Consider the following 26,605-nt stretch of genomic DNA (forward strand, 5'->3'; position numbering starts at 1 on the left):
GCCTGCCTAAATAACGCACGGGAATATAATCAAAGGAAAATAACGGTAAATAGTTATTACAACATCATCACATTAATGTCAGCGGGGTATTTTTACTTACGTGAAGCAATCATTTTCGGGTTACGGTTAAAATAGCGCGTAAATGCCAGGCTGAAATTAGCGGGATGTCGATAGCCAACTTGCCAGGCGGTCTGCGCCACCTGAAATCCCTGTTCCAGTAGCTGATGCGCCCGTTCCATCCGCATCCGTAATAACATCTGACCCGGCGTGGTCGCAAAGCAGCGATGAAACCCAAGCTTGAGTCTGGATTCGCTCATTCCTGCCTGTGCCGCAATACAGGCGAGCGTCAGCGGTTCAGCCAAATGCTCACGCATCCAGCAGCATACTTGATCTATTTGCTGCCGCTCCTGTGGATGAATACCGCTTCGTTTCTCTTCCGGTTGCAGGACGTGCCGATACTGCGCCAGCAGGCTTAAGACGTGGATATGGCGATTTAGCGGCTCGGCGTCAGCGCACAGCGCATTGACATGAACCTGACTGGCCGCAGATAGGGGCGTAAACGCACGCAACGCTACCCCATCGTCACTGAATAGCTGTTCCGCACAGTTCGCGCCAAAATAGCGAGTCACCGCCGTTTTTCCCACCAGCAGCCGTAGCTGATCGACCTGCTGTTGAGCCTGATAATGGCGTTCGCCCACGCTGGTGCCAAACGTTGTGATAGTGACATGCTGTTGACGAAACCAGATCGATGAACCGCCACAATCGTAATAAGCAGACTCCCCTGCCAGCGCAAACGTCATGACCAGCATCGGCTGCGAATGCGGATTCTGCGTTTCTTCCACCAAGTCGCGGCGCGGGCGATATTGCGAACGAGCCAGCGACAGATCCGTATCAATATGGCTAAAATCCGACCAGCATTCGCCGATAACGCCCGGCAGTGTTCGACGCGAATCAGAACGATTCACCTCACCCGCATGACATCGATCGCCTGATGATAACCCCTCTCGCCCCTGCTGCTGCCTTTGCGCCATCGTCCCCCCGCCGTTTCGCATATGAAAAACGCCGCCTCGCATAACAATGAACATAATAACCATTCTCATTTATAGATAGCATATTCCCTATCGACTGACCATCAATGAGAAAGACCGTTTATGAACCCATTAGAGACGTTATGGCAGCTTGCCGCCAGCAGCGTGAAGGCTGACGCCTTACATCTGGCACTGGAACAGCAGATTTTCGACCGGCTGGAAGAGGTCACCACACCGGAACAGCTAGCGGAAACGCTGGGTTGGCAGCCGGAAAAAACCGGATTTCTGCTTGAGATCCTGTGGAGCATGCAGCTATTGACGCGTCATCACGACGGTTATCGCACCGCTCCGGCCTGCGCCGCCGTACTCTGTCGCAGCAGTACACGTTTTCTGGGCGACGCCTGGCGTTTTCGCCTGACCAGCCTGCATCAGTTTGGTCAGGGACTCGGCGACGGCATGCATCAGCCGCTGCAAACGCAGTTGAGCGAGTTACCGCGCGATGCAGCGTGGGCCAACGCCGCAGAACAGCAGATCGCACAAGAGCAGCGGGCGGTGACGGCCGACCGTGCCGAGCAACTGATTGCCAGCCTGCCGGATTTTCCGCAAATCAGGCACGTTCTCGATCTGGGCGGCGGTCCCGGTTGGGTGGCAATTACGCTGGCGCTGCGTCACGCTCAGCTCTCCGGCACGGTGTATGACCTACCGCAGACCGCCGCCGTGGCCCAACGCAATATCGACGACGCCGGGTTATCCGCTCGCCTGTCAGCGCAAAGCGGCCCGTTTCCCAGCGAAAAATACGATCTGATTTGGAGCTCTTCTTTCCTGCATTTTGTCGAAGACATTCCCGCCATGCTGGGCACGCTCCACGACGCGCTAACATCGGAGGGCACGCTGATTCTGGCACAGGCGGAGATTGCCGAAGCGCCGGAGGATGCCGCACCGGTTCTGCCGTTTTATCTGCCGATGCAAATGAGTGGACGCCACGTCACGCGGGAAGGCCAACTGACGCAGTGGTTACTGGCTGCGGGCTTTACCTCTGTCGAAACTCATCGTCATCAGGCATTCCCCATGGCACCGCTGAATGTGCTGATCGCCCGTAAACACCGATAACCGCGCATTCGCAAGTCATGCTTCCTGAATGTAAACAGCCTCCAGAATGCAAAAAGCCAGTCAGCAAAAACTGACTGGCAAATAAAACTTTCAATAACACTATCTGCTTTATGATTCCTTACTTTCACTCTATCCCTGACGTGCTGGCGGCCATACTATTTTCATTATCAGAAACGGGTCCAGTCAGACGCACCAGGGGCATGTGCTTTGGAAGAGACTGGAAGCATAGCAACAAGCGACAGCGTCTCCGTTACCGGCTGCTTTGGCGCCGATCGTTCATATCCCGCAATCCTGAACACCGAGACTTCTCTGACAAGTTGATCCGCTTGCTCCTTGAGGCTTTGTGCTGCCGCAGCGGATTCTTCCACTAACGCGGCATTTTGTTGTGTTGTCTGATCCATTTGGCTGACAGCGATACCGACCTGCTCAACCCCTGTCGATTGCTCAGCACTTGCGGAGCTAATCTCTGATACGGTGTCGCTCAACTGGCGGATGGACATCACCACCTGCTGCATCGTTTCCCCCGCTTTATTCACTAATACCGAACCAAGCTCGACACGTTCAACGCTCGCAGTAATCAGGTTTTTGATCTCTTTAGCGGCTTCTGCGCTACGCTGTGCCAGATTACGCACTTCCCCCGCCACAACGGCGAATCCTCGCCCTTGTTCGCCAGCTCGGGCAGCTTCAACGGCGGCGTTAAGCGCCAAAATATTCGTCTGGAACGCAATGCTGTCGATGACATTGATAATGTCCGCAATACTGCGCGAACTTTCATTAATGGACTTCATCGTGTCCACCACGTCATTGACAACATTCCCTCCCTGAAGGGCAACGGTGCTCGCATTTTGCGCCAGCACATTAGCCTGACGGGCATTGTCGGCATTGTTTTTTACCGTCATCCCTAATTGCGTCATGGTTGAAGAAGTTTCTTCGAGTGCGCTCGCCTGTTCTTCGGTACGTGATGACAAATCAGCGTTACCCTGAGCAATCTGCATGCTGGCTGTCGCGACACTCTCCGCATTATTTCTGACGCCAATAACCATCCGCGTCAGCGCAGCCTGCATCTCTTTCATTTCTTCCAACAACAGGCCCGTTTCATCACGGCTATTCACATCAATTGAACCACTCAGATCGCCTGCGCTAATACGTTTCGCAGAGGAAAGTGCTGTGGATAACGGTATGGTGACGCTACGGGTTAATGACCAGGCAGTAAAGCACCCTAAAGCAGTTGAGAAAATGGAGAGCATCAGCATCCACAACAGCGCATTAGTAATATACGTTCTCGTCACCTGTTTGGCATGATCAACAAACGATACCTGTAGCCCGGTAAATTCACTTAATTTGGCAAAATAAACGGCCTGAATGTTTGCTATATCACCAAATACCAATTCTGTTGCCAGCGCATCTTCATCTTCCATCGCATAGCCAATCGCTTTATTAATGCTCAGGCTATACTGTTTTCTGATATCGATAAGCTGATTAAATAACTCCCGCGCACGTTCCGAATTGACCATACCATCAAGCTTTTTATATATATCACTTGCCGTGTCAGTCGTTTTTACTATGGTCGCCTTTAGTTCCTGTTTTTCTTGCGTTCTGTCTGCGGGGAGGAGAATAATATCACGCAGCGTGCGAACATTGGTGTTCAACACGTCCTGAATATCGCGTAGCATGTCGACCTTAACCATTCTATCTTCAGTCACCTCATCAAACTCAGCGCCAATATTTTTCATGAAATAATAGCTGACGGATGACAAAGTCAGTGTCAATAAAATTAATAAGCCAAACCCCAAAAAAAGCCGATTGCCAATTTTTATGTTTTTAAAAAAAATCATGTTAGCACCAGAATATTACATTTTAAAAATCGTTACCCAACCACGATTGATGACATAGTCAGCCGCTGTCTGTTTAACGAAAAAACAGCACAGACGGTAAAGCGAACCGCTATCGCACCGGGCTCCCTGGCTTCTCTAAATCTCTTATTTTCTGATGCATGTAACAGAATACTGGCATAAGAAATCCATTTGGCCATATATTGTTATATCTCACATTGCATGTATCTTTGTGATGTTTGCTTACTGAAACGGTTTACTTGATAAAGTAATTTAACTCTCCTTTTTTATTCCTCGCTGAAATTCAAATTATTTATTGCATAATAAAAAGCACGCTATTGCTCAAAGAAAGTTAAAAGCTTTAGCCCTCACCTACCGAATTCGAGTTAGTGTTACGCTTAATTATTGAGAGTCTGTATAAATAAAAAACAACATCAGATCGAAGCAAACTACATTCTATAACCATACACTATCACAAATGGAAGATCGATCGGAAATAACGATCATTAAACCGTTCAATGTTCTTTGTTCGATCGTTTTTTTCTATCAAAAAATAATAATGGGAAAAATCTGAGTTTCATTAATTAAATCAGACTTATAAGTTAGAAAGCTAATAGTTAAGATTAAGTAACAATACTGTTCATATCATTACGCTTTGTGACACTCAATATAGTGTAACGTGACTGAATTAATTAGATTTAAAGCATAATGGCAGGTTCCCGCGTCTCGCAGGAAGATAAAAAAAGCCAGTCAATAAGGGCTGACTGGCTTTCGGAGTGAACATAATCGGGTGCTGCGTGTTTCCGTCTCGTTTTTCACTCTACCGCATATTCCTTCATTTTATTTTCGTCAGGCATTGTGCCATTGAGTTTCTTGAGCACTTCCTTCGCTTCTTTCAGCACTCGGGCACATTGCTCGCGCGTGATGGTAAGCGGTGGCTCAATCCTGACCGATTTAGCATTATTCAAAGTGCCCGCAACCAGAACATTACGTTGAAACAGCTCTTTCGAGAAGGCATACCCGATCTCGTTTTTCCTGAACTCGATAGCCTGCAACAGCCCCATTCCTCGTGCTTCGATAATCAATTGAGGATATTCAGCTGCCAGCTGCTGTAAGCCCTGCAACAAAAATTCCCCCTGTATCGTCGCCTGTTCCGGCAGATTCTTCGTCAGCAACTCATTAACCGTCGCCAGCGCCGCCGCGCAGGCCAGCGGATTGCCGCCAAACGTGGTGGTATGCAGGAATGGATTTTCAAACAGTACGGAGAAAACTTCTTCCGTAGCCACCGTTGCGCCAATCGGCATCACGCCGCCGCCCAGCGCCTTCGCCAGACACAGAATGTCAGGCTGCACGCCATAATGCTCACAGGCGAACATCTTGCCCGTGCGCCCCATGCCGGTTTGTACCTCATCCAGAATCAGCAATGCCCCAACCTCATCGCATAATGCTCTGACCGCAGGCAAGTAATTTTCCGGTGGCACAATCACGCCGCCTTCCCCCTGAATAGGTTCAAGGATGATGGCTGCAACGTCATCGCCAGTCTTCTGGCATTGCTGAACCTGCTTGCGCATGGCGTTGATGTCACCAAAAGCAACATGATGGAAGCCAGGTAACAGCGGCATGAAAGGACGACGAAACGCGGGTTTGGCGGTGGCGGAAAGCGCGCCCAGCGATTTCCCGTGGAATGCGCCTGTCGCGGCGATAAAGGTATATTTCCCGCGCGGTGACTGGTAGGCCTTCGCCAGCTTTAACGCTGCCTCAACCGATTCCGTTCCACTATTGCAGAAGAAGCTGTATTTCAGATCGCCCGGCGTCAGCGCCGCCAGCGTTTTCGCCAACAGCCCCCGCAGCGGATCGAGCAGTTCCTGACTGTGCAGCGGTTGTCTGGCGAGCTGGCGCTCAACGGCAGCAATGACGTTAGGGTTACGATGCCCAACGTTAAAAATGCCGTAACCGCCGAGGCAGTCCAGATATTCATTCCCTTGGGTATCAATCAGCGTATTCGGGCCGCTGGCGCGCCATTCGACTGCGCCGTAGTCGCCGCCGGTAGTGACAGATTTTCGGTACTCCAGAAAACCCGGGTTGACGTATTCGCGAAAACAACTCAAAACTTCTCGATTCAGTACCGCCATGTCATCGTGGGATAGCGTGTCACTATGAATCCAATGCAGTGCCTGCTGAGTACACTCTAGCGGGTTAAGGTGGGCGTTTGATCTGGACAAAATGCGCTCCTTGAAAACGGACATCACGCGATGCCACTTTAATTAATGCACATAACACGCCAGTCGCCCGCCCCAAATCAGAATAAAATACAAAAACGCGATCTAATCCAAAAATTCAGCAGATGATTTGAACTAAATAAGAATGGACGGAATTAATAACCAACAAGAATGACGAATGCCAGTATGAAGAAAAGCAAAGCATTTTGTGATGCCCCACTTTTGTCCAGCGCGCCCTTTTTTGGGGCACGCCGGGGCTGGATAAACGCGCTATGTCATTACCCGCTTGTCGTTCAGGATAAACAGAACTCTGCGGCAGACAGAAGATCCTCAGTGCCGGATCATGATATGGCGCACGATGGTGTAGTCCTCCAGACCATACATCGACATATCCTTGCCGTAGCCAGACAGCTTCTGCCCACCGTGCGGCATTTCACTCACCAGCATAAAGTGGGTATTCACCCAGGTACAACCGTACTGAAGGCACGCGGCCAGACGGTGCGCCCGCCCGATATCACGCGTCCAAACCGACGAGGCCAGCCCGTAATGTGAGGCATTCGCCCAGCCAATCACCTGCGCTTCATCGTCAAACGGCGTGATGGATATCACCGGGCCAAACACCTCTTTCTGAACGATTTCGTCTTCCTGCTTTGCCCCCGCCAGCACCGTAGGTTGGAAGTAGAACCCCTGCCCTTTCACCCGCTCGCCACCGGTCACCACCGTAATGTGCGGCAGCGCTTTGGCGCGTTCGACAAAACCAATCACGCGTTCCAACTGTGGCTCGGTAATCAATGGCCCCAGCTCGGTCGTTTCATCATGTGGATCGCCTATTTTCAGCGTCGCTACCGCTTTTCCTAATGCTTCTACGACCTCATCGTAGATCCCTCGCTGCACATACAGCCGACAGGCCGCGGTACAATCCTGCCCCGCATTGTAAAAACCAAAGCTGCGAATTCCATCAACCACCTGATCGATATCAGCATCGTCGAAGACAATCACAGGCGCTTTACCCCCCAGCTCCATATGCGTTCGTTTTACGCTCGCGGCGGTATGCGACAGAATATGCGCGCCGGTCGCAATCGAACCCGTCAGCGACACCATGTTGACTTTCTCATGCCCCGTCAGCGCATCGCCGATATCCGCCCCGCGCCCGAACACGATATTCACCACGCCCGCTGGCAGGATCTCCGCCAGCAGATGTGCCAGATAGAACGTGGTCAGCGGGGTTTGCTCCGCCGGTTTCAGCACCACGCAGTTTCCCGCCGCCAGCGCGGGTGCCAGCTTCCACGACGCCATCATCAACGGGTAATTCCACGGTGCGATGGACGCCACCACGCCAACCGGATCGCGCCGGATCATCGAGGTGTGCCCCTCAAGATACTCTCCCGCCGCCGAACCGCTCAGGCAGCGTGCCGCACCGGCAAAAAAGCGAAAAACATCGGCGACCGCAGGCACTTCATCATTCAGCGCCGCGTGGTAGGGCTTACCGCAGTTCAGCGATTCAAGCTCGGCAAACGTCTCGGCGTTTTCCTCGATGGCATCGGCAATCTGTAGCAACAGCGTCGCGCGCGTTTTCGGCGTGGTCTGGCCCCAGTGTGCAAAAGCGGACTCTGCGGCCAGAACGGCTGCATCAACCTGGTGCAGATCGGCCTGCGCAATAGCGGCAATTTGCTCTCCCGTGGCAGGATTAAATACCGCTAACGCCTCGCCTTTCCCCGCGACCAGCTTGCCTTCTATCAGTAATTTATCGTGCATACATTTTCCTTACAGAGAGAAAACCATCTTGTTTTTCATCACTATCTGCAAAATGTCTGTGCAAAAAACCTGCCACGTTGTGCTTAGCTGTCGCTCCGTTCTGCAACCCGTGGCATTACACTAGGGTGCGTTGCCTGATTCTTTCTGCGTCTGCGTGGCGGCCTGTCTGGCTTCCTCAGCCAGCGCTTCAATCTCTTCTTCCGTCAACTGCTCTGATGCCTCATGCACCTTTGCCAGCCCTTCGCTGACCGTCACCTCTTTAGGATCCTGCGTTGAGTCCTTCGTGGTCATCTCTGTATCTCCTGATTAAATAATAAGCCAGCAAAGATAAGTGTAGTCGATGACGAGAATCCGCCAATCTGAAGAAGATTTAACTCTGCTTTCCGGTTCGTCATATGTGATAATAATTATCAATTACATTAAATTTGTACCCTAAATAATTCGAGTTGCAGGAAGGCGGCAAGAGAGGGAATCCCGATGAGCTTACATAAGTAAGTGATTCGGGTGACTGAACGCGGCCAACGCACAAGCAGCTTGAAGTATAACGGGTATATTATTCAGGGCCTTACCCCGTCGATATCAACGGACAGGATCGCTATGGATAGCGCCGTGATAAGGGAAAGGGGTTCTGTTGCCGCAGAGTCGGCGGGAAGGTCACCTGACGGGACGTTGGCATGTCAGAGTCTGAACTCAGAATGCTGTTCAACCATTATGCAGAACGGTTGGAACGCTATCTCAATCATAAACTGCGCGACCCTCAGGCAGCGGCAGATCTGGTGCAAGAGAGTTTTTTACGGTTGGCACAACGGCTGGAACAGCAAGATGATGTAGACGACAAGAAGGCGTATCTCTATAAGACAGCAAATAATTTGCTGCTTGATCATGTCCGTCACCAGCAGCGCTGGCAGATGGCGACGTCCGTTGACGACGTGGAAGCGACGCTAGAATACCTGCCGGATGCCGCTCCCCAACTCGATCAAACGGCCATCGCGCAACAGGAGCTGGAGCGTCTGGCAAAGGTACTGGCGACGCTGCCGGAGCGCACACAGCTGATATTTCATCTGCACCGGTTTGAACACATGACGCAGGCGCAAATTGCTCAGCAGTTGGAGATTTCCCTCAGCACCGTTGAGAAGCATCTTGCCATGACGCTGAACGCGATGATGACGATCCGCGCCTCGTGAAACGCGTCGCCCATCGTGAAATAATCACAAATTATTTACGGGTTTATTGCCGTCAAACGTCTACGTATTTAGAGACCCTACATATTCCAGGCCTACAACATGAACGATTATCCTCCTGAAATCCAACAGCAGGCAGCACGCTGGGCCATCCGTTTGGCCGAAGCGCCGCTGGACGATGAACAGGAACTGACATTCCAACATTGGCTGGCACAGGATCCGCGCCATCACCACGCGCTGGAACAGGCAGGGATGCTCTGGCATGGGCTTGGGTCGCTCAGCGCCGAGCAACGGCAGGTGCTGCAACCACAGCCGCCAGCAACCTTTCTCATCAGGCGCGTTAACCGCGCAACACAGTGGAAAATCGCCGCCTTGCTGCTACTGGGCTTCAGTCTCGGTGCGACGTGGATTTCCGACGGCATCCTCATGCTGCGCTCGGATTATCATGCGGCACATCAGGTCAAACACGTTACGCTGCCGGACGGCAGTGAGGTTGATATGGATGCAGGCAGCGCCATTTCGCTCGCCTATACGCCACAAGAACGGCGCGTCACGCTGCTGCAAGGCTCGGCCTGGTTCACCGTCGCACCGACGACGACACAGGAAAAACGGCCTTTCCTGGTCGATGCGGCATCGGGCACCACACAGGCGCTAGGCACGCAGTTCATCGTGCAAAATTCATCACAGACCACGACCGTCGGCGTGGTGGAGCACAGCGTTCAGGTAACGGCAAACGGGCAAGCGCTGCGGCTTGATGAGCAACAGGCGGCACGCTATACCGAGCAAGGGATGACTCGCCTCCCCGGTTGGAATAGCCGCGAGCGCGGTGACTGGCGGCGCGGCCTGCTAATTTTTGATCAACAGCCGCTGGCTATCGTGATTGCACGTATCAATCAGTACCGCGTGGGTACGATCGTCATCCCCACGTCAGCGCTGCGTCAGCGCCAGGTCAGCGGCATTTTTTCGCTGAACGAGCTGGATGGCGCATTGCAAACCATCGCTACCGAACTGGGTGCCAAAACCGTTTCACTCCCCGGCGTCACGGTTCTGTACTGATCCTTTCTCCCACCAGCCTTCCCCACTCCTGCCATGCTGCTCAGGAGTGGTAATCACGCATAATTTCCCCTTACGTTCACAAGGCCGCAACGCGCCGGAGAAAAAAATTTAAATATTTTTTTACGGGTTCTGTCATCTCAGCCGTCTTCATATTTAGGTAATGATTTTTATTATCATTTTCATTAAGAAAAAGAGGGCTAATTATCCCTTTGTTTATTAATGCTTATTGATGATTTAACAGATGGCAGACCAGGCGAAAATGTTTAAAAGAACACAACAGCAAGACAGCCGCTTGTTACAACGTAATCCACTTTCTCTTGCCGTCGGCATCGCACTGTCGCTGTCTGGCTCGCTCCACTATGCGCAAGCAGAAACGCAGGCCGCCAGCGTTCAGGAAGCGGCTCGTCAGAGCACCGCCTTTTCCATCAGCGCGCAGCCGTTGAGCAGCGCGTTGCTGCGTTTCGCCGAACTGGCGGGGTTACAGGTCTTTTTTGCCGACGTTAAACTGGAAAACATGCAGGCCGCCGCGCTTCAAGGGCGTTTCACGCCAGAGCAAGGATTACGTCAGTTGATCGGTACCAACCCAGTCGACTTTCAGATCGGCAGCAATGGCGTCATTACCCTGCGCCCTCGTTCAGTCAACGTCGATACGGCAAAAATAGACGACGTGATGACGGTACGCGCATTTACCGTCGCCAATCCAGGCGACTGGATCTATGAACAGCCGCGCGCCATCAGCGTCATTTCACGCGAACAGATGGATAACCGCCCTTCCCGCCACGCCGCTGATATGCTGGAACAGTCTGCTGGCGTTTACTCCAGCGTCAGCCAACAGGACCCTTCGCTATCGGTCAACATTCGCGGAATACAGGACTTCGGTCGCGTGAATATGAACATTGACGGCGTGCGGCAGAATTTTCAAAAAACTGGCTACGGCCAGCGCAACGGACAGATGTATATCGATTCGGAGTTGCTCTCCGGCGCAACGATTGAAAAAGGCGCGACAAACGTGATGGGCAGCGCGGGCACATTGGGCGGCGTCGCCACATTTAATACCGTCAACGCCCACGATTTTCTCGCTCCGGGTAAAGAGCTGGGCGGAAAACTGCACGCCAGCACGGGCGACAATGGAACGCATTTTATCGGCAGCGGCGTGCTCGCACTGGGTAACGAACGCGGCGACATTCTGGTCGGCGCCAGCGAGCGTCATCTGGGCAATTACTGGCCGGGCAATGATGGCAACCTCGGTAATATCCGTATCCCGGGCAATTCAAGTAATTACGAAGCGTGGGCCAATAACTTAAAGCATCAGAAAGTGACCAGCGCGGCCTACACCATGCGCTCGCGGCTGGCGAAAATCGGCTGGAACCTCCCTGCTAACCAACGCTTCCAGCTCAGCTATATGCAAACGCAAACCTCTTCTGAAAACGCCGGGACGTTGTCCAACCTTTCCAATACCGAACTGGGTTGGAAGGCCAGCGGGCACAGCGAGATTATGGCGCGCAGTACCGCGCTGGATTACAGCCTGAAGCCAGACAACCAGCGCTGGCTGGATTTTAAGGCCAAGATTTATTACGCCGATACCAATAACGACACCAATAACTATGCCCTCGCTAATACCAGCGCGTATCACGAGAGCACGCGGTTACGCACCTACGGGGCACAAGCGCAAAACACTTCAACGCTGTGGCAGCAGGGCGCGCACGATCTGAAAGCCGACTACGGGCTAGACTTCTATTACGACAAGATCACCACGGACAGCACCAATAGCACAGCCAGTAACGCCACTCCGGAAGGAAACCGTGCAATGGCCAGTCTGTTCGCGAATCTGAATTACGCGTACGACGAATGGGTAACACTGCAAGGCGGCCTGCGTTACGATCGCTATCGGCTACGCGGCACCACCAGCATCAGCTATCGGGAAATCCCCTATACCGTCACCAATCCCTGCACTGCACGGTCGATCGCGCTCTGCCCGCCGTTCGTGACCACCACGCAGGATTGGAATGTCGATGACGAACACGGCAAGCTGTCCCCCACGTTGTTTGCTGGCGTCCGTCCCGGCGTTGAATGGCTACAGCTGTACACCAGCTATGGCCTATCCTGGCGACCACCATCAGTCAGCGAAACCTTTGCCAACGGCACCTACAGCGCAGGCAACTATTACCTCTATCCGAACCCCAACCTTAAGCCGGAGCGTTCCCGCGCCTGGGAGGTCGGGTTCAATATTCAGAAACCAGAATTGTTCACTGACGGCGACAGGCTGGTCACCAAGGTGTCCTATTTCGACACTAGGATAAACAACTACATCAGCCTGAACGGCGCGCGCAATAAGCCGGGCTATAACGGCTATTCCCTCAGTAATTCCGTGTTCCAAAACAATCTGGCGAAGAGTCGATTTCGCGGCATGGAATACCAGCTTAACTACGACGCAGGCTTTTTATATGTCGATGCCACCTACACCCACATGATCGGCAATAACGACTTCTGTGCGCCGGTGGCCTGGATGGGTGGCGTCACGACCGTTGGCGGCTCCCGCGGCAACTACTACTCCACACCTGTCGATACCACGGCCAGCGATGCCTCTTGCCAGAAAACGCTGTTATTCAGCAACGCCGCCTATCTGCCGGGCGACCGCGGTTCCGTCACGCTGGGGACGCGCGTCTTCGATCGCAAGCTGGATATGGGGGTCACGATGCGTTTTGCTCCCGGCTATCAAGATGCCGCTGCACCGGCCAACTCCGCCTATTTAGCCGACTGGCCCAAATATGAAGTTTACGATCTGTATGCCAGCTATCGTCTGACCGACAGCCTGACGGTGCGCGGTTCCGTCGAGAATATCGCTAACCGTACTTACGTCGTGAGCTATGGCGAATCACTGGGTTACACGCCAAGCCGGGGAAGAACGGTGCAGGCTGGCGTGGAGTATCGATTCTAATTTCTCTGTTTCCCCACTCGGGAGGCAGGAAAACAAAGGGGATGGGAGGGCTCATCCTCTTTTACGACAGACACGGATGACCGTGCCTGTAGATCGTTAGTTAATGAGGAATCTATTATGAGTTTTGCAATTACCTACGATGCCTACTATGCCAATTACAGCATTGCCAGCTATCTGACTGAATGGTCGGCAGCGTTTGGTGACGTTAATCATACCGCGGGTAACACACAAGTCGGTGGCAATAATACCGGGGGCTTTTACGGCGGCGACACCTTTATTGACGGTACTCAATATGCGATCACGAGTACGCAGAACGACTTCTCTGCACTTATTGCAGGCGGCGATCTGACCTATAGCCTCTTCTCCCCTCCTGCCCACACGCTGTGGGGTCAGTTGGACAGCCTGTCATTCGGTAATGTCCTGCAAGGCGGCACCACGGCTGGCACCACGTATTCTCTTGCTGAACCGGAAGTGACCTTCAGCGGGCTGGATCTCTCCACTGATATTGCCAACCAGACCGTTAGCGATCGCGGCGTAGTGCATGACGTGATTTACGGCCTGATGAGCGGTCAGGTTCAGCCGCTTCTGACTGCGCTGACCAATGCGGGTATCGATATTAACGCGAGCCTGGATAGTCTCAGCTTCGCCACCGCGACCGCTGATGCCGCACTTTCTGCCGATACCGTGGTTGACGTAGTTGGCGTCGCAGAAACCGCCGATCTGCTGGCGGCATAAGAAAACGGCTAAAAGATGACGCTTTTAGCCGTTTGAGTGAACACCGTCGCGGTACGGAGAGAGTATATACCCTCAATATTTCGTGTTGCACGGATGCAGCGTGAAGTATGGCGGGCACGGCACCGCGACGGTCTAGTGAGTGTAATAACCGTTGGCAAACCGCGTCAATAGCAGTACGGCTAACCGCCCCCTCTTCCACCTTGTGGGGATACCACGGTGAGAACGATGGCACTTTATTGAAGAAGGAACATCCCATGCCCGCATCGCATCCGGCTTCATCAGGCCGGGAGATTATTGACGCGCTGGCCGCCTACCGTCAGGGATTTTGGGGAATTGGCCTGTTCAGCGCCATCATCAACCTGCTGATGCTGGCTCCGGCAATTTATATGCTCCAGGTTTATGACCGCGTACTGCCGTCCAGCAGCACCATGACGCTGGCGATGCTAACGATCATTATGCTGGGCCTGTTTTTACTGATGGGGTTACTGGAATGGATACGCAGCGCCGTGGTGATCCGCCTCGGTACGCAGATGGACATGCGCCTGAATCAGCGCATCTACAATGCAGCGTTTGAAAGCAATCTCAAGAATGGAACGGCGGGAGCCGGACAAGCCTTAAACGACCTTACCGCCCTGCGCCAGTTCGCCACCGGAAACGCGCTGTTCGCCTTCTTTGATGCGCCGTGGTTTCCGGTCTATCTTCTGGTGATCTTCTTACTTCATCCTTGGCTGGGCGTGATGGCGCTGGCGGGGGCGATCATCCTGATTGTGCTGGCCTGGCTGAATCAAAAACTCACTCGCGAACCCTTGGCCTTAGCCGCACAAAACACCGTTCAAGCGACGCAACAGGCTAACGCTAACCTGCGCAACGCTGATGCCATCGAAGCGATGGGAATGCTGCCCGCCATGCGCGAACGCTGGCTGACGCAGCACAAATCTTTTCTCTATTATCAGAATGTTGCCAGCGAAAAGAGCGCCAACATTACTTCACTGACGAAAAGCACCCGATTGGCGCTTCAGTCGCTGATGCTAGGTCTGGGTGCACTGCTGGCCGTCAAGGGCGATATCACACCCGGCATGATGATTGCTGGCTCCATTCTGGTGGGTCGCGTACTCAGCCCGATCGATCAGATCATTGGCGTCTGGAAACAGTGGATGCAGGCGCGTCTCGCCTGGCAGCGTGTCAATCTCTTACTCGATAATCACCCGGCGCGTCCTGCTGGCATGGCGCTGCCCGCACCTGAAGGCAAACTCCAGGTGGAACAACTCAGCGCCAACGCACCTAGCACGCGTACACCCATACTCGCCAATATCACGTTTGAACTGGCTCCCGGCGATGTACTCGGCGTGTTAGGGCCTTCGGGCTCAGGTAAATCCACCCTTGCCCGTCTGTTGGTTGCCGCCATGCCCGCCCTCGGTGGCAAAGTCAGGCTGGACGGCGCAGACATGCACCAGTGGGACAAAGCCGATTTGGGTCGCTTCGTCGGCTATCTGCCGCAGGATGTTCAGCTTTTCAGCGGGACGATTGCCGAAAACATCGCCCGCTTCACTCAGCCAGATCCAGAAAAGATCGTTTCCGCTGCCGTCACAGCGGGCGTTCACGAGATGATTCTGCGGCTGCCGCAAGGCTACGATACACTGCTGGGCGAAGGCGGTGCCGGGCTGTCCGGTGGTCAGAAGCAACGTGTCGCCCTGGCCAGAACCATTTACAACCAGCCGCGCCTAATTGTGATGGACGAACCGAATGCCAGCCTGGATGACGACGGCGAGAAAGCCTTATTGGCCGCGATTGCCGCCCAACAGGAAGCCAAAAGCACACAGGTGCTGATCACGCACAAACCCACACTACTTTCCTGCGCCAACAAGCTGTTAGTCCTACGCGCCGGACAAATCCAGTATTTCGGTGCAACAGAGCAGGTGCTGAAAGAACTACAGCGCGCCAAGCCCGCCAAGGCTCCTATCGCCACATCACCCAGCGTGAAACCTGCGCCAGTTAAGACAGCCGACGCCGCAAATGCCTTTATCCCAAAGGAACCGAGTTCAGCCGGGCTAAGTATGGTGTACAGCGCACCGGCGTCTCGCCGCGCCGTACCGGATAAATGAAATTCAGCCTATTGATAGCAAACGCCTGTCGTCAGAACAGCATCACGGAAAGAAGAGGATAACCATGTCCGCGTTACGCGAAGTCACATCACAGCCGACAACGCCCCTCCCTCAGGTGGCGGATAACGTCGCGGCGATGCCGTTACACACCGACGCCGGACGCTATTTGAAGTACGGCCTCTGGCTGGTTCTGGCAGGCTTTGGTGGCCTGCTACTCTGGGCCGGCATGGCACCGCTGGATAAAGGGGTCGCCGTATCCGGCCGAGTCGTCGTTGCAGATAACCGCAAAACCGTGCAGCCCGTCAGTAGCGGACGCATCGCCTCGCTCACCGTACGGGATGGCGACCACGTGCAGGCTGGGCAAATCCTTGCCACGCTGGACCAAACGCCCGCTCAGGCGCAACGCGATAATCTCGTCACGCAGCTTCAAGAAGCGCACGCGGGCGAAGCACGTCTGCTGGCGGAACGCGACGATCTCAGTACGATCGTTTTCCCTGCTCCCACAGAGCAACACAGCACCGTCACGCAACAAATTCAGATCGCCCAGCAGCAGCTCTTCATCAGCCGTCGCGCTGCGCTACAACAGGAACGCGCGGCGATGCAGGCCGCCATCATCGGAGCAAAAGCGCAGTCGCAGGGATCACAAGCGCTGTTGGCCAGCAGCCAGACGCAATTCCAGATTATCAGCGAACAGCTACGCGGGCTGCGTCCGCTGGCGCAAGAAGGCTATATCGCCCGTAATCGCCTGCTGGACGTCGAACGGCAGGCCGCCCAGTTAGCGGGCGCGATGGCGCAGGAACGGAATAATCAGATACAGCTCCAGCAGCAGGTCGTCGAGCTGGAGCAAAAGATCCAGCAGCGCCAGAACGAATATCAGAAAGAGGTGCGCGCCCAGCTCGCCGATACCCAGCGTTCCATTCAGGATCTCACCCAGCGGCTGAAAACGGCGGAGTATGAACTTCAGCACACGCACATTCGCGCCCCTGCCAGCGGCACGGTAGTCGGGCTGGCGCTGCACACCGAAGGCGGCGTGGTGAATAGCGGACAGATGCTGATGGAGATTGTTCCTGATGGCCAACCGTTATTAATTGACGCACAGCTGCCTATCGAACTGGTAGACAGAGTCAGCAACGGGCTACCCGTCGAGCTGCTGTTTTCTGCGTTCAACCAAAGCACCACGCCGCGTATTTCCGGCGTTGTCGCGCTGATCGGTGCCGATCAGTTAGTCGAACAACAGACGGGAAAACCTTATTACGCCTTACGCATTCACGTCGATGAACAGGGTAAGCAGCAACTCGCCGGGCTGGACGTTCGTCCCGGCATGCCAGTGGAAGCCTTCATTCGTACCGGTGAACGCTCCCTGCTGAACTACCTGTTCAAACCGCTTTCCGACCGCCTGCATCTGGCGCTGACCGAGGAGTAATCATGCTGCGCTTTTCATCCGTTTATCGCGCGGCGATCCGCTCCAGCTATGCCATCCCGCTTTTTCTCACGCTGATCTACAGCGCACCGAGTCAGGCACTGGGATTAATGGAAGCCTGGCAGCAGGCGCTGACGCACGATCCGGCTTTTCAGGCCGCCGTGCATGCGCGTAATGCCGACAGCGAAGAGAAAAACATCGGGCGCGCCGGGCTGCTGCCAAAAGTCACCTATGACTACAGCCAGTCCCGTAACGATTCCACGGTGACGGCGGGTGGTCAGCAGTCGGAGCGGGATTACACCAGCCGCGCTTCCAGCTTTTCCCTGCAACAGCCGTTGATCGACTACGCGGCGTGGTCGCGCTATCAACAGGGTGAAGCCAGCGCCGTGCTGGCAGATGAACAACTGCGCGATGCCAGCCAGCAACTGCTGGTGCGCTTGTTTCAGGCCTACACCAACGTGCTGTTTAGCCGTGAGCAGATCGCCTTGGTTCAGGCACAGCAGCGCGCTTATCGCGAGCAATATCAACTAAATCAGCGCCTCTTCCAGCAGGGAGAAGGCACTCGCACCGATATGCTGGAAACCGAAGCGCGCGTCAACCTGACGGAAGCGCAGCTTATCGAAGCACAGGACAATTTGGATATCAGCCTGCGTGAACTGGAAACGCTACTGGGGATGCCCGTTGGCGTGGATCAGCTTGCGGAGTTAACGCCACGCTTTACGCCGCAGGCGCTTCAGCCTGCGGGCTATCAGCACTGGCAATCGCTGGCGCTCCGCCACAACGCGCAGCTATTGGCGCTAAACCAATCGCTGGACGTGGCGAAATACGGCATTGAGCGTAACCGGGCGGGTCACTTGCCGCAGGTCACGCTGGTCGCCAGCACGCGCAATACGCAGTCGGATACCGAAAACAGCTACAACCAGAAATACGATACGCGGTCGATTGGTATCCGCGTCAGCGTACCGATTTTTGCGGGCGGCGGTGTCTCTGCCGCGACGCGTCAGGCACAAGAGCGCTATCAGCAAACCGCGCGGGAAAAGGACGAACAGACGGCGACAATCCAGACGGAATTGCGTCGCCAGTTTAATCTGGTCACCAGCAGTCAGGCGAAAATTCGCGCCTATGAGCTGACGGAAAAGTCGGCGCTGGCGCTGGTCACCGCCACACAGAAGAGCGTTCAAGGCGGGGAGCGCGTGAATCTTGACGTGCTGAATGCCGAACAGCAGCTCTACGGCGCACGGCGCGATCTGACCGAAGCGCGTTATACCTGGCTGACGGCCTGGCTACAGCTGCGGTACTACGCCGGTACGCTCGATGAACAGACGCTGCGTCAGCTCGCGACCTATTTCGTACACCTCTAAAAACGTGAATTCAGAACACAAACGCTGATGTGCGGCTATATCCTATTTAGGAAGGAAAATAAGCCGCATCCGGATATTCTAAAATATTTATAAAAAATTTATATTAATAACCAATCACACTATAAAAAGTGTCCCTCTTCGCACCCGATGTAAAAACAACAGTAAACCCGTCAGCTATATTTCTGACGTGAATAACGACAGCATGGCGACCCTTTTTATTTTTCGGCCATACCTCGGCGGTCTGACGTTGACTTCATTACCAAAAAGGGATTCATTTTATTATTTTTAAACTAATCATTTAAAAACAATACAATATGCACAAATACCTCGTTGGAGGTAGAAAAAGAGGCGTTAGGGTATGGTTTTTTGCGGTTAACGTTAACGAGAATAAAAAGTAAAAGAACACAAAGCACAACAAAATAAGAACAAGAATTTAATCAGTTTTGAAAATCGCCTGTTATTCATTAACAACCACCTCGAGAGACATGCGCTCGAATCATTAATAAATTAAAATTACACTTAAAAAACTAAATAAATCAAAAATACGCAATTATTGAGAGCGAGATCTTTTATTTTCAGGAAATAGCGCAAAGATAAAAATTAATAGATTTAGATCAAGAAAATAAATAACAACCCGTCCATATAGTAGCCGCAGTAAAAAACTCACTTATTTTAATTCTAACTAATCAGTTCATTACTTACTCTAAATAATTCAAGTTTCAGGAAGGCGGCAAGCGAAGGAATCCCGATGAGCTTACTCAAGTAAGTGATTCGGGTGAATGAACGCAGCCAACGCACATGCAACTTGAAGTATGACGAGTATATTGAGCAATGTAATGGGGCTACTATGGATTTCATCATTCAATTAGTCATTGTCCTGATCTGCCTTTTTTACGGGGCAAGAAAAGGCGGGATCGCGCTGGGTTTATTAGGCGGGATTGGACTTGTTATTCTGGTCTTTATTTTTAAACTACAACCGGGTAAACCGCCCGTTGACGTCATGCTGGTCATCATCGCCGTGGTGGCTGCATCGGCAACGCTTCAGGCATCGGGCGGGCTGGATGTCATGCTACAAATCGCGGAACGTATGCTGCGACGTAACCCGAAATACGTTTCGATTATCGCGCCGTTTGTTACCTGTATTCTGACTATCCTGTGCGGTACAGGCCACGTGGTGTATACCATTCTGCCGATTATTTATGATGTCGCCATCAAGAATAATATCCGTCCTGAAAGACCGATGGCCGCCAGCTCGATCGGCGCTCAGATGGGGATTATCGCCAGTCCGGTCTCTGTTGCGGTGGTGTCGCTGGTTGCCATGTTGGCTAATTTCACCTTCCAGGGCAAACATCTGGGATTCCTCGATCTGCTATCTATTACCATTCCTTCTACCCTGCTGGGTATTCTGGCGATTGGGATTTTCAGCTGGTTCCGTGGCAAGGATCTGGACAAGGATGAAGACTTTCAGACATTCATCGCCGATCCAGAAAACAAACAGTATGTATATGGCGATACGGCCACGCTGCTGGACAGAAAACTGCCGCGCAGTAACTGGGTTGCCATGTGGATCTTTCTGGCAACCATCGCTGCGGTAGCGATTCTGGGTGCCGTTGAAGAACTGCGTCCAGTCTTTGCTGGTAAGCCGCTGTCGATGGTGCTGGTCATCCAGATGTTTATGCTGCTTTCCGGCGCCATCATCATTATCGCGACCAAAACCAATCCATCATCAATATCGAAGAATGAAGTGTTCCGTTCGGGGATGATTGCCATCGTCGCGGTATACGGTATCGCCTGGATGGCGGAAACCATGTTCGGCGCGCATCTGGAAGAGATCAAAAGCACACTCGGCTCAATGGTGAAGGTCTACCCGTGGGCTTACGCCATTATCCTGCTGATTGTGTCCAAGTTCGTTAACTCGCAGGCGGCGGCGCTGGCGGCGATTGTGCCCGTTGCGCTAGCTATCGGGGTGGATCCGGCGTATATCGTGGCGTCTGCGCCAGCCTGTTATGGTTACTACATTCTGCCGACCTACCCAAGCGATCTAGCGGCTATCCAGTTTGACCGTTCCGGTACCACCAAAATCGGCCGTTTCGTTATCAACCACAGCTTCATTCTGCCGGGCCTGATCGGCGTGAGCACATCCTGCGTCTTTGGCTGGGTGTTCGCTGCAATGTACGGCTTCCTGTAATTCGGTTATCTCTACCTAAAAGCTGCCCAATAATGGGCGGCTTTTATTTTTGTTGCCAGATACGAACGCAGGCCTGCGCCAGCGTACGTGTCGGATCGATACTGATGTCCCGCCAGCGTGACGACACCGCCTCCAGCGCAGGCGGGATTTCCGTGCAGGCCAGCACCAGACGTTCTGCTCCCCGTTCAACCAGTTGTGCCGCTAACTGATCCAGCAAACGTCCACCATGTTGTAGCTCGCCACGCTTTACCGCATAGCACCCCGGTACGAAGAGCGTTGTCATTTCCTGTTCACTCGGCACCACGGTTTCCGCACCTAACTGCGTAGCAAAACGCTGCTGATACCATCCTGCATTGAGCGTCCCGTGAGTCGCAATCAGCCCGATTTTACGCGGTGATGCCTTTGCCTTATCTACCTGTGTCAGCGCGTGCAGCGTGGCATCGGCAATATGCAGCAGCGGTGCATCACTGGCCTCCGTCAACGCGTCAAACCAGTGGTGCGCCGTATTACACGGCACCACAATATGGCTGACCGACAGGCGATTAAGCTGCCGGATAACGTGCAACAGCGTCGGCAGCGGCGATTCACCGGTACCTGCCAGCGCCTGTTGGCGATCGGGAATCTGCGGTACGTTCCAGGCCACCACCGGCACATGATCCTGATCGCGACTGGCGGGCGTTTCTTCAACAATTTTATGCAACAGATCGACCGTCGCCAACGGCCCCATCCCGCCCAGCACGCCAATCAGTGGCGTACTCATTGCGCGGCCGTTTGTTCGAACAGTTGACGGTAGCCAAACAACCCCGCCGAACCGCCGGTATGAATGAAAACAATGTTTTCATCGGCGCGAAAATGCCCTTGGCGAATCAAATCGATCAGCCCCGCCATTCCTTTGCCGGAATAGACCGGATCGAGCAAAATCCCCTCCAGCTGTGCCAATAGCCTGAGCGCTTCCAGCGTTCCTTCGGTTGGAATACCGTACCCTTTGCCGACATAGTCGCTGTTCACCTGCACCGCGCTGCGCGGCAGTGCGCCTGGAATCCCCAGCAGCTGCCAGGTACGCTGCGCTAACGCGTAAACATTCTCTTCCTGCTTCGCTTTCGGCGCTCTGACGCTGATGCCTAATAGTGGAATCTGGCTGTTTGTCGCCACCAGCCCGGTCACCAATCCTGCCTGCGTGCCGGTACTGCCCGTCGCGTGAACAATATGATCGATACGCAGACGCTGCTGGCTGGACTGAAATAACAGCTCTTCCGCACAGGCAACATAGCCCAACGCGCCTACCGGGCTGGAGCCGCCGCCGGGGATGACATAAGGCTTCAATCCTTCTTTACGCTGTGATTCCGCTAACGTTTCCATCGCCTGCTGCATATCCGTACCCGCGGGCAGATGATCGATAATTTCGCCGCCAAGCAGGTTATCCAGCAGCACGTTACCGGAGCGCTGGTAGTCTTCACCGTAGTCCTCCACGCGCTTTTCCAGCAGCACCTTGGTTTTCAAACCCAGCTTTGCCGCCGCCGCAATGGTTTGTCGCACATGGTTAGACTGCGTCGCGCCCTGCGTGATGATGACATCCGCGCCCTGCTGCTGCGCATCGGCAAGCAGGAACTCCAGCTTGCGGGTTTTATTGCCGCCGGTCGCCAGCCCCGTGGCGTCGTCACGTTTGATGTAAATCGTCGGACCGCCCAGATAGGCAGACAGGTTCGGTAACGCCTCCAGCGGCGTGGGAAAATGGCCCAGTGATAAACGGGGGAATCGAGCAAGGTGCATAATATTCTCCTGAAATACGGATTACAGATTGAGGTGACGACGCGCTTCTTCACGAACGCGATGTAAAATACGCTGCTTCAGTGCGGCGTAGTCAGGATGCTGTGCCAAGGTTTCGATTTCTCTCTCGCGGCCAAACGGCAGCGGGATCGTCTCCGCAATACGACCGGGACGTGCGGACATCACCAGTACCCGGTCGGCTAAGAACAGCGCTTCGTCCACGTCATGCGTGACAAATAACAGCGTGGTGCCGGTTTTCTGCCAGGCAGATAGCAGCAGTTCCTGCATCATCAAACGGGTTTGTGCATCCAACGCACCAAACGGTTCGTCCATCAGCAGCACCTCGGGGTTAGGCAGCCAGGCGCGCGCCAGCGCCACCCGCTGTTTCATTCCGCCAGAGAGCTGCCAGGGATAGTGCTGCTGGAACCCTTCCAGCCCAACCAGCGCCAGATAGTTTTCCGCGTCACGCTGAAGTTGGGCTTTATTCGCTCCCTGCATCCGTGGGCCAAACGTCACGTTTTCCAGCACGGTGAGCCACGGGAATAAATTGGCCTGCTGAAATACCATGCCGCGCAAGGGCCCCGGACGACGAACAGGCTCCCCACCGCACAGCACGCGCCCCTTATCGGCGGATTCAAAACCAGCAATCATGTTGAGAATGGTCGATTTGCCGCAGCCGGAAGGGCCCAGCAACACCACGAATTCGCCTTTAGCAATCTGGAGAGAAACGTCATCCAGCACCGTGAGAGAACCGCTTTTTGACGGAAACGTGAGGCTAACGCGCTCAACAACAATGTGTGGCGCATCAGGCTGAGAATGTTCGGTCATGATGATTTCCCCGCCCACGGCACGAAGACTCGCTGTGCACCGACCAACAGGAGATCGAGCGCATAGCCAATGCCGCCTAATAATAAGATGCCCAACATCACAATATCGGTGCGCAGGTAGGCGCTGGCATTCATCACCATCCAGCCGATGCCCGAAGTGGCAGCGACCATTTCCGCCGCAATCAGGGATGTCCAACCGATACCGATAGCCAGCCGCACTGTGGTAAACAGCTCCGGCAGCGTATCGGGCAACACGACATGGAAAAAAATCTGTCGACGACTGGCCCCGAGCGTTTGTGCGACGCGGATACGGGAACGTTCCACGCGCTCAACGGCGGCACAGGCACCAACCACGACGCTGAGAAAAGTCGCGATAAAGATCAGGAAGAACTTGGATGCCTCACCAATTCCCAGCCAGACCACCGCCAGCGGGATGAGTGCGATTTTAGGCAACGGCCGTAGAAACTGAACGAAAGGATTAAAAACGGCAGCAATCGGAGGCGATAGCCCCATCAACAGGCCAAGCGGGACACCAAGGATAATCGCGACACTGAAGGCGCTCAGCGCCCGAGCGACGCTGACGGCAATATGTTCCCATAGCGATACTTGCCGATAGCCGTCCTGCGCCAACTCTCCGGCGGTCAAGATGATATCCGACAGCGGCGGTAGCAGCAGCGGATCCACCCACTGCTGCGCTCCCGCCCACTGCCACAAGGCGAGCACCGCCGCCACGGACGCGATGCTCAATAACACATAAGACGTTCTTTTCACGACCCGTTAATTCCCTTTCGCCGCCTGCTTCAAATAGGAGGAATTAATGGAGTCGGCGAATGAAGCGGGAATATCACGCTGGCGAACTTCGCCGATACTCTCCAGAAAATGCGCCGTTTTAGCGACGGCCTGACCGATGCCGCTCCGATCCGTGTTATTACCATCACCCAGCCATTGCGCCGTCGCCTGCTGTTCCAGCGTCGGGTATTCCAGCCCTGACAGCGTATTGGTTGCCGTTGTGACCGGCGCTCCCACCTCTTTTGCCACAATCGCCGCTGCTTTTTCCGGGTCCTGACGGAACTCATCAACTTTCTGCTGGTGTACCCGCAGGAAGCGCGCCACCGTTTCTGGATACTGTTGGGCAAAGGCCTTTCTGACCACATAGTTGTTGTAAATCAGGTAGCCATCTTTTTGCAGATCTTTGGTCGCAAAAATGGCGTGTCCGGCGGAGGCTTCCAGCTCTTGTGCGAACGGTGCCCAGACGTAGCCTGCATCAATATCGCCACGCTTCCATGCGGCCACCATCTCAGCCGGACGTAGCGGAATGAGGGTAATTTTGCTGCGGTCGAGTTTATTCACCGCGATGGCCGCTTCCAGCGCGTACTGCGCCGTTGAATTTGGCGGATAAGCGACGCGCTTACCTTCGATATCTTTCAGCGTGGTGATGCCAGATTTTGCAATCAGCCGCTCATAGGTAGCGATCACGCCAGATACACCAACAATCTCCACCGGAAGTTTTCTGACAATACCGGCTGTCGCCGGGCTGGAACCAAAGTTGGCAATATCTATCGCATTACTGGCGAAATAATTCAGCGCATCAGCGCCGGAAGCAAACTGCACCCACTTTACTGGCGCGCCCAGCGCTTTTTGTAGCGAACCGTCGGCTTTGGCTAAGACTAATACCTGTGAGCCGCCGCTGTAGGCCACACGAACTTCATCAGGATGTTTTTCTGCCGCCAGCACGGATGTCGTCATTAATAACAACCCACCGACGCCCACTGCACTCAATATATTTCTCATCGTGTTACCCTATGGTGATAAATAAAAAATCAGTTAAATAAGTTAATAAATTATTAATTAATTCTTCAGGCCACTTTGTTATTTAAATAAGATAACTGCCCCCAACTGACATCATCGACAAAAATACCGTTCTCCAGCCGTTGACGATAAGTTTGCTTTTCTTTATCGCCGGGCAGTAATAATGCGTCGTCATCACGGGATTGGCGCACCCATTCTAATAAGGCCGGAATTTCCTGCTGATAGGTTGCCGCGCCGCCTAATTTCTGCGGATCGATTAAAATCGACAGCATGCTGTTAATAATCTGCTTACCCTCGCCTTTCGCCGTGCGTTCGGTTTTCCCGCCGGTCAGCGCCGCGCCAAGCAACGAACAAACCAGTGAAAGCCCCGATCCCTTATGTTCGCCAAACGGCAGTAGCGCCCCCAGAGGTTGTTCCATCAGCCAGCGGGGATCCACCGTCGGATTGCCTTCGTTATCAACGATACAGCCGGGTGCAACCTGTTTACCCTCATTCCACGCAATACGGGCTTTGTTACCGGCAATCACGCTGGTAGCAAAATCCAGAATCACCGGATCGTCATGCTCAACCGGAATACCGGCGCAGAATGGATTCGTCCCAAAACGCGCCTGCTGGCCCTGCCACGGCAGCACCACTGGTTTGGTATACACGTTGGCAAAATGCAGCGACACCAGCCCGACCTCCGCCGCCTGTTCTGCCCACGCGCCGATGCGTCCCAGATGGTGAGCATTAGCTAAACTCACCACCGCCAGACCATGCGTTTGTGCACGCGCAATACCTTCTGCCACGGCCTGTTTTGCCACCACCTGACCAAAGCCCTGCTGGCCGTCGAACGAAATCAGCGGGCCAAAATCCAGCGTTTTTTCCGCCTGTGCGTGGGGTGAAAGTCCACCTTCCCGAATCGCATCGATATAGCGCGGCAGCATGCTCACACCGTGCGAGTCATGCCCTTTCAGGCTGGATTCGACGAGGTTATCCGCCACAATCTCTGCAATTGACGCGTTCACGTCATTCTCTGTCAGCCGATCGCGTAAATAATCGCGTAAATAATGATGAGTAAAAACAGGCATATTTTCTCTGTATACCACAATAGACATTTATATATTGCCCACTATAACGCGCAGATTTTTATCCATAACTGACAAATAAGACTATCCATAGTGAATATTTAGCTAAAGCGGTTATTTACTTGTTTTATCGCACGCATGGCTATTTAAAACATCATTTATTCTAACTTATTCCAAAAAACACTTTAGCTGCAACGCGCTAAGAAAATA

The 26,605-nt window shown here is 53.7% G+C and carries 20 protein-coding genes; 9 read left to right on the forward strand and 11 right to left on the reverse strand.

Annotated elements, in window-relative coordinates; genetic code table 11:
• Nucleotides 1–92: 92 nt before the first annotated feature.
• Nucleotides 93–1,085: an AraC family transcriptional regulator gene (locus tag BUB06_RS13615; protein ID WP_175552164.1), complete on the reverse strand. Its 993-nt coding sequence runs from the start codon at nucleotides 1,083–1,085 to the stop codon at nucleotides 93–95.
• A gap of 66 nt (nucleotides 1,086–1,151) precedes the next feature.
• On the opposite strand from BUB06_RS13615, the gene BUB06_RS13620 reads away from it, so the two are divergent.
• Complete coding sequence (locus BUB06_RS13620) at nucleotides 1,152–2,138, forward strand: class I SAM-dependent methyltransferase (RefSeq protein ID WP_039473578.1); 987 nt, start codon at nucleotides 1,152–1,154, stop codon at nucleotides 2,136–2,138.
• Nucleotides 2,139–2,305: 167 nt separating this feature from the next.
• On the opposite strand, the gene BUB06_RS13625 is transcribed toward BUB06_RS13620, so the two are convergent.
• The 4 genes from BUB06_RS13625 to BUB06_RS22155 form a co-directional block, all read right to left on the reverse strand.
• A complete protein-coding gene (locus BUB06_RS13625) occupies nucleotides 2,306–3,973 on the reverse strand; it encodes a methyl-accepting chemotaxis protein (protein ID WP_039473581.1) in 1,668 nt (555 codons plus the stop codon).
• Between the two features lie 812 nt (nucleotides 3,974–4,785).
• Complete coding sequence (gene ygjG / locus BUB06_RS13630) at nucleotides 4,786–6,192, reverse strand: putrescine aminotransferase (protein WP_201777495.1); 1,407 nt, start codon at nucleotides 6,190–6,192, stop codon at nucleotides 4,786–4,788.
• A gap of 327 nt (nucleotides 6,193–6,519) precedes the next feature.
• Nucleotides 6,520–7,944 (reverse strand): aminobutyraldehyde dehydrogenase, encoded by a 1,425-nt coding sequence (gene patD / locus BUB06_RS13635; protein ID WP_010302077.1) that lies wholly within the window; start codon nucleotides 7,942–7,944, stop codon nucleotides 6,520–6,522.
• A gap of 120 nt (nucleotides 7,945–8,064) precedes the next feature.
• Nucleotides 8,065–8,235: a hypothetical protein gene (locus BUB06_RS22155; protein ID WP_162847959.1), complete on the reverse strand. Its 171-nt coding sequence runs from the start codon at nucleotides 8,233–8,235 to the stop codon at nucleotides 8,065–8,067.
• Nucleotides 8,236–8,618: 383 nt separating this feature from the next.
• Between BUB06_RS22155 and BUB06_RS13640 the strand changes: the two genes are divergently transcribed.
• From BUB06_RS13640 to BUB06_RS13680, 8 genes are all read left to right on the forward strand, one after another.
• Nucleotides 8,619–9,128, forward strand: coding sequence for an RNA polymerase sigma factor (locus BUB06_RS13640; RefSeq protein WP_010309476.1), 510 nt, complete (start codon nucleotides 8,619–8,621; stop codon nucleotides 9,126–9,128).
• A gap of 99 nt (nucleotides 9,129–9,227) precedes the next feature.
• Entirely contained in the window at nucleotides 9,228–10,181 is a 954-nt protein-coding gene (locus tag BUB06_RS13645; protein WP_039473586.1) for a FecR family protein, read from the forward strand.
• A 259-nt stretch (nucleotides 10,182–10,440) separates the two neighbouring features.
• Nucleotides 10,441–13,119 carry a TonB-dependent receptor gene (locus BUB06_RS13650; RefSeq protein ID WP_039473894.1) on the forward strand — a complete coding sequence of 893 codons (2,679 nt, stop codon included), beginning with the start codon at nucleotides 10,441–10,443 and terminating at the stop codon, nucleotides 13,117–13,119.
• Between the two features lie 117 nt (nucleotides 13,120–13,236).
• A complete protein-coding gene (locus BUB06_RS13655) occupies nucleotides 13,237–13,854 on the forward strand; it encodes a heme acquisition protein HasA (protein WP_010309465.1) in 618 nt (205 codons plus the stop codon).
• Between the two features lie 254 nt (nucleotides 13,855–14,108).
• A complete protein-coding gene (locus tag BUB06_RS13660) occupies nucleotides 14,109–15,956 on the forward strand; it encodes a type I secretion system permease/ATPase (protein WP_039473588.1) in 1,848 nt (615 codons plus the stop codon).
• Nucleotides 15,957–16,020: 64 nt separating this feature from the next.
• A complete protein-coding gene (locus tag BUB06_RS13665) occupies nucleotides 16,021–17,379 on the forward strand; it encodes an HlyD family type I secretion periplasmic adaptor subunit (RefSeq protein ID WP_039473589.1) in 1,359 nt (452 codons plus the stop codon).
• Between the two features lie 2 nt (nucleotides 17,380–17,381).
• Entirely contained in the window at nucleotides 17,382–18,737 is a 1,356-nt protein-coding gene (locus BUB06_RS13670; RefSeq protein ID WP_039473591.1) for a TolC family outer membrane protein, read from the forward strand.
• 847 nt (nucleotides 18,738–19,584) lie between these two features.
• The gene (locus tag BUB06_RS13680; protein ID WP_039473594.1) at nucleotides 19,585–20,925 is read left to right on the forward strand and encodes an anaerobic C4-dicarboxylate transporter; all 1,341 of its coding nucleotides are present in this window, start codon (nucleotides 19,585–19,587) and stop codon (nucleotides 20,923–20,925) included.
• A 43-nt stretch (nucleotides 20,926–20,968) separates the two neighbouring features.
• On the opposite strand, the gene cuyB is transcribed toward BUB06_RS13680, so the two are convergent.
• The 6 genes from cuyB to BUB06_RS13710 form a co-directional block, all read right to left on the reverse strand.
• On the reverse strand, nucleotides 20,969–21,685 hold the full coding sequence (cuyB, locus tag BUB06_RS13685) for a cysteate racemase (protein ID WP_039473597.1): 717 nt from the start codon (nucleotides 21,683–21,685) through the stop codon (nucleotides 20,969–20,971).
• On the reverse strand, nucleotides 21,682–22,695 hold the full coding sequence (gene cuyA / locus BUB06_RS13690) for a D-cysteate sulfo-lyase (protein WP_039473600.1): 1,014 nt from the start codon (nucleotides 22,693–22,695) through the stop codon (nucleotides 21,682–21,684). Before cuyA ends, cuyB begins: the two co-directional genes overlap by 4 nt.
• Nucleotides 22,696–22,716: 21 nt before the next feature.
• The gene (locus tag BUB06_RS13695) at nucleotides 22,717–23,520 is read right to left on the reverse strand and encodes an ABC transporter ATP-binding protein (protein ID WP_039473603.1); all 804 of its coding nucleotides are present in this window, start codon (nucleotides 23,518–23,520) and stop codon (nucleotides 22,717–22,719) included.
• Nucleotides 23,517–24,290 carry an ABC transporter permease gene (locus BUB06_RS13700; RefSeq protein WP_039473606.1) on the reverse strand — a complete coding sequence of 258 codons (774 nt, stop codon included), beginning with the start codon at nucleotides 24,288–24,290 and terminating at the stop codon, nucleotides 23,517–23,519. Before BUB06_RS13700 ends, BUB06_RS13695 begins: the two co-directional genes overlap by 4 nt.
• 6 nt (nucleotides 24,291–24,296) lie before the next feature.
• Nucleotides 24,297–25,310: a taurine ABC transporter substrate-binding protein gene (locus BUB06_RS13705; protein ID WP_039473609.1), complete on the reverse strand. Its 1,014-nt coding sequence runs from the start codon at nucleotides 25,308–25,310 to the stop codon at nucleotides 24,297–24,299.
• A 65-nt stretch (nucleotides 25,311–25,375) separates the two neighbouring features.
• Complete coding sequence (locus tag BUB06_RS13710; protein ID WP_039473897.1) at nucleotides 25,376–26,398, reverse strand: malate/lactate/ureidoglycolate dehydrogenase; 1,023 nt, start codon at nucleotides 26,396–26,398, stop codon at nucleotides 25,376–25,378.
• Nucleotides 26,399–26,605 lie beyond the last annotated feature (207 nt).

Source organism: Pectobacterium carotovorum, from assembly GCF_900129615.1.
Taxonomy (GTDB): Bacteria; Pseudomonadota; Gammaproteobacteria; order Enterobacterales; family Enterobacteriaceae; genus Pectobacterium; species Pectobacterium carotovorum.

Excerpts from the sequence above, each read along its gene's own strand:
- BUB06_RS13615 (WP_175552164.1), bottom strand. The coding sequence starts at position 1,085 with ATGTTCATTGTTATGCGAGGCGGCGTTTTTCATATGCGAAACGGCGGG.
- BUB06_RS13695 (WP_039473603.1), bottom strand. The coding sequence starts at position 23,520 with ATGACCGAACATTCTCAGCCTGATGCGCCACACATTGTTGTTGAGCGC.
- BUB06_RS13640 (WP_010309476.1), top strand. The coding sequence starts at position 8,619 with ATGTCAGAGTCTGAACTCAGAATGCTGTTCAACCATTATGCAGAACGG.
- BUB06_RS13670 (WP_039473591.1), top strand. The coding sequence starts at position 17,382 with ATGCTGCGCTTTTCATCCGTTTATCGCGCGGCGATCCGCTCCAGCTAT.
- BUB06_RS13705 (WP_039473609.1), bottom strand. The coding sequence starts at position 25,310 with ATGAGAAATATATTGAGTGCAGTGGGCGTCGGTGGGTTGTTATTAATG.
- cuyB (WP_039473597.1), bottom strand. The coding sequence starts at position 21,685 with ATGAGTACGCCACTGATTGGCGTGCTGGGCGGGATGGGGCCGTTGGCG.
- BUB06_RS22155 (WP_162847959.1), bottom strand. The coding sequence starts at position 8,235 with ATGACCACGAAGGACTCAACGCAGGATCCTAAAGAGGTGACGGTCAGC.
- patD (WP_010302077.1), bottom strand. The coding sequence starts at position 7,944 with ATGCACGATAAATTACTGATAGAAGGCAAGCTGGTCGCGGGGAAAGGC.
- BUB06_RS13665 (WP_039473589.1), top strand. The coding sequence starts at position 16,021 with ATGTCCGCGTTACGCGAAGTCACATCACAGCCGACAACGCCCCTCCCT.
- BUB06_RS13655 (WP_010309465.1), top strand. The coding sequence starts at position 13,237 with ATGAGTTTTGCAATTACCTACGATGCCTACTATGCCAATTACAGCATT.
- BUB06_RS13660 (WP_039473588.1), top strand. The coding sequence starts at position 14,109 with ATGCCCGCATCGCATCCGGCTTCATCAGGCCGGGAGATTATTGACGCG.
- BUB06_RS13645 (WP_039473586.1), top strand. The coding sequence starts at position 9,228 with ATGAACGATTATCCTCCTGAAATCCAACAGCAGGCAGCACGCTGGGCC.
- BUB06_RS13625 (WP_039473581.1), bottom strand. The coding sequence starts at position 3,973 with ATGATTTTTTTTAAAAACATAAAAATTGGCAATCGGCTTTTTTTGGGG.
- BUB06_RS13680 (WP_039473594.1), top strand. The coding sequence starts at position 19,585 with ATGGATTTCATCATTCAATTAGTCATTGTCCTGATCTGCCTTTTTTAC.
- BUB06_RS13710 (WP_039473897.1), bottom strand. The coding sequence starts at position 26,398 with ATGCCTGTTTTTACTCATCATTATTTACGCGATTATTTACGCGATCGG.
- BUB06_RS13620 (WP_039473578.1), top strand. The coding sequence starts at position 1,152 with ATGAACCCATTAGAGACGTTATGGCAGCTTGCCGCCAGCAGCGTGAAG.
- BUB06_RS13650 (WP_039473894.1), top strand. The coding sequence starts at position 10,441 with ATGTTTAAAAGAACACAACAGCAAGACAGCCGCTTGTTACAACGTAAT.
- cuyA (WP_039473600.1), bottom strand. The coding sequence starts at position 22,695 with ATGCACCTTGCTCGATTCCCCCGTTTATCACTGGGCCATTTTCCCACG.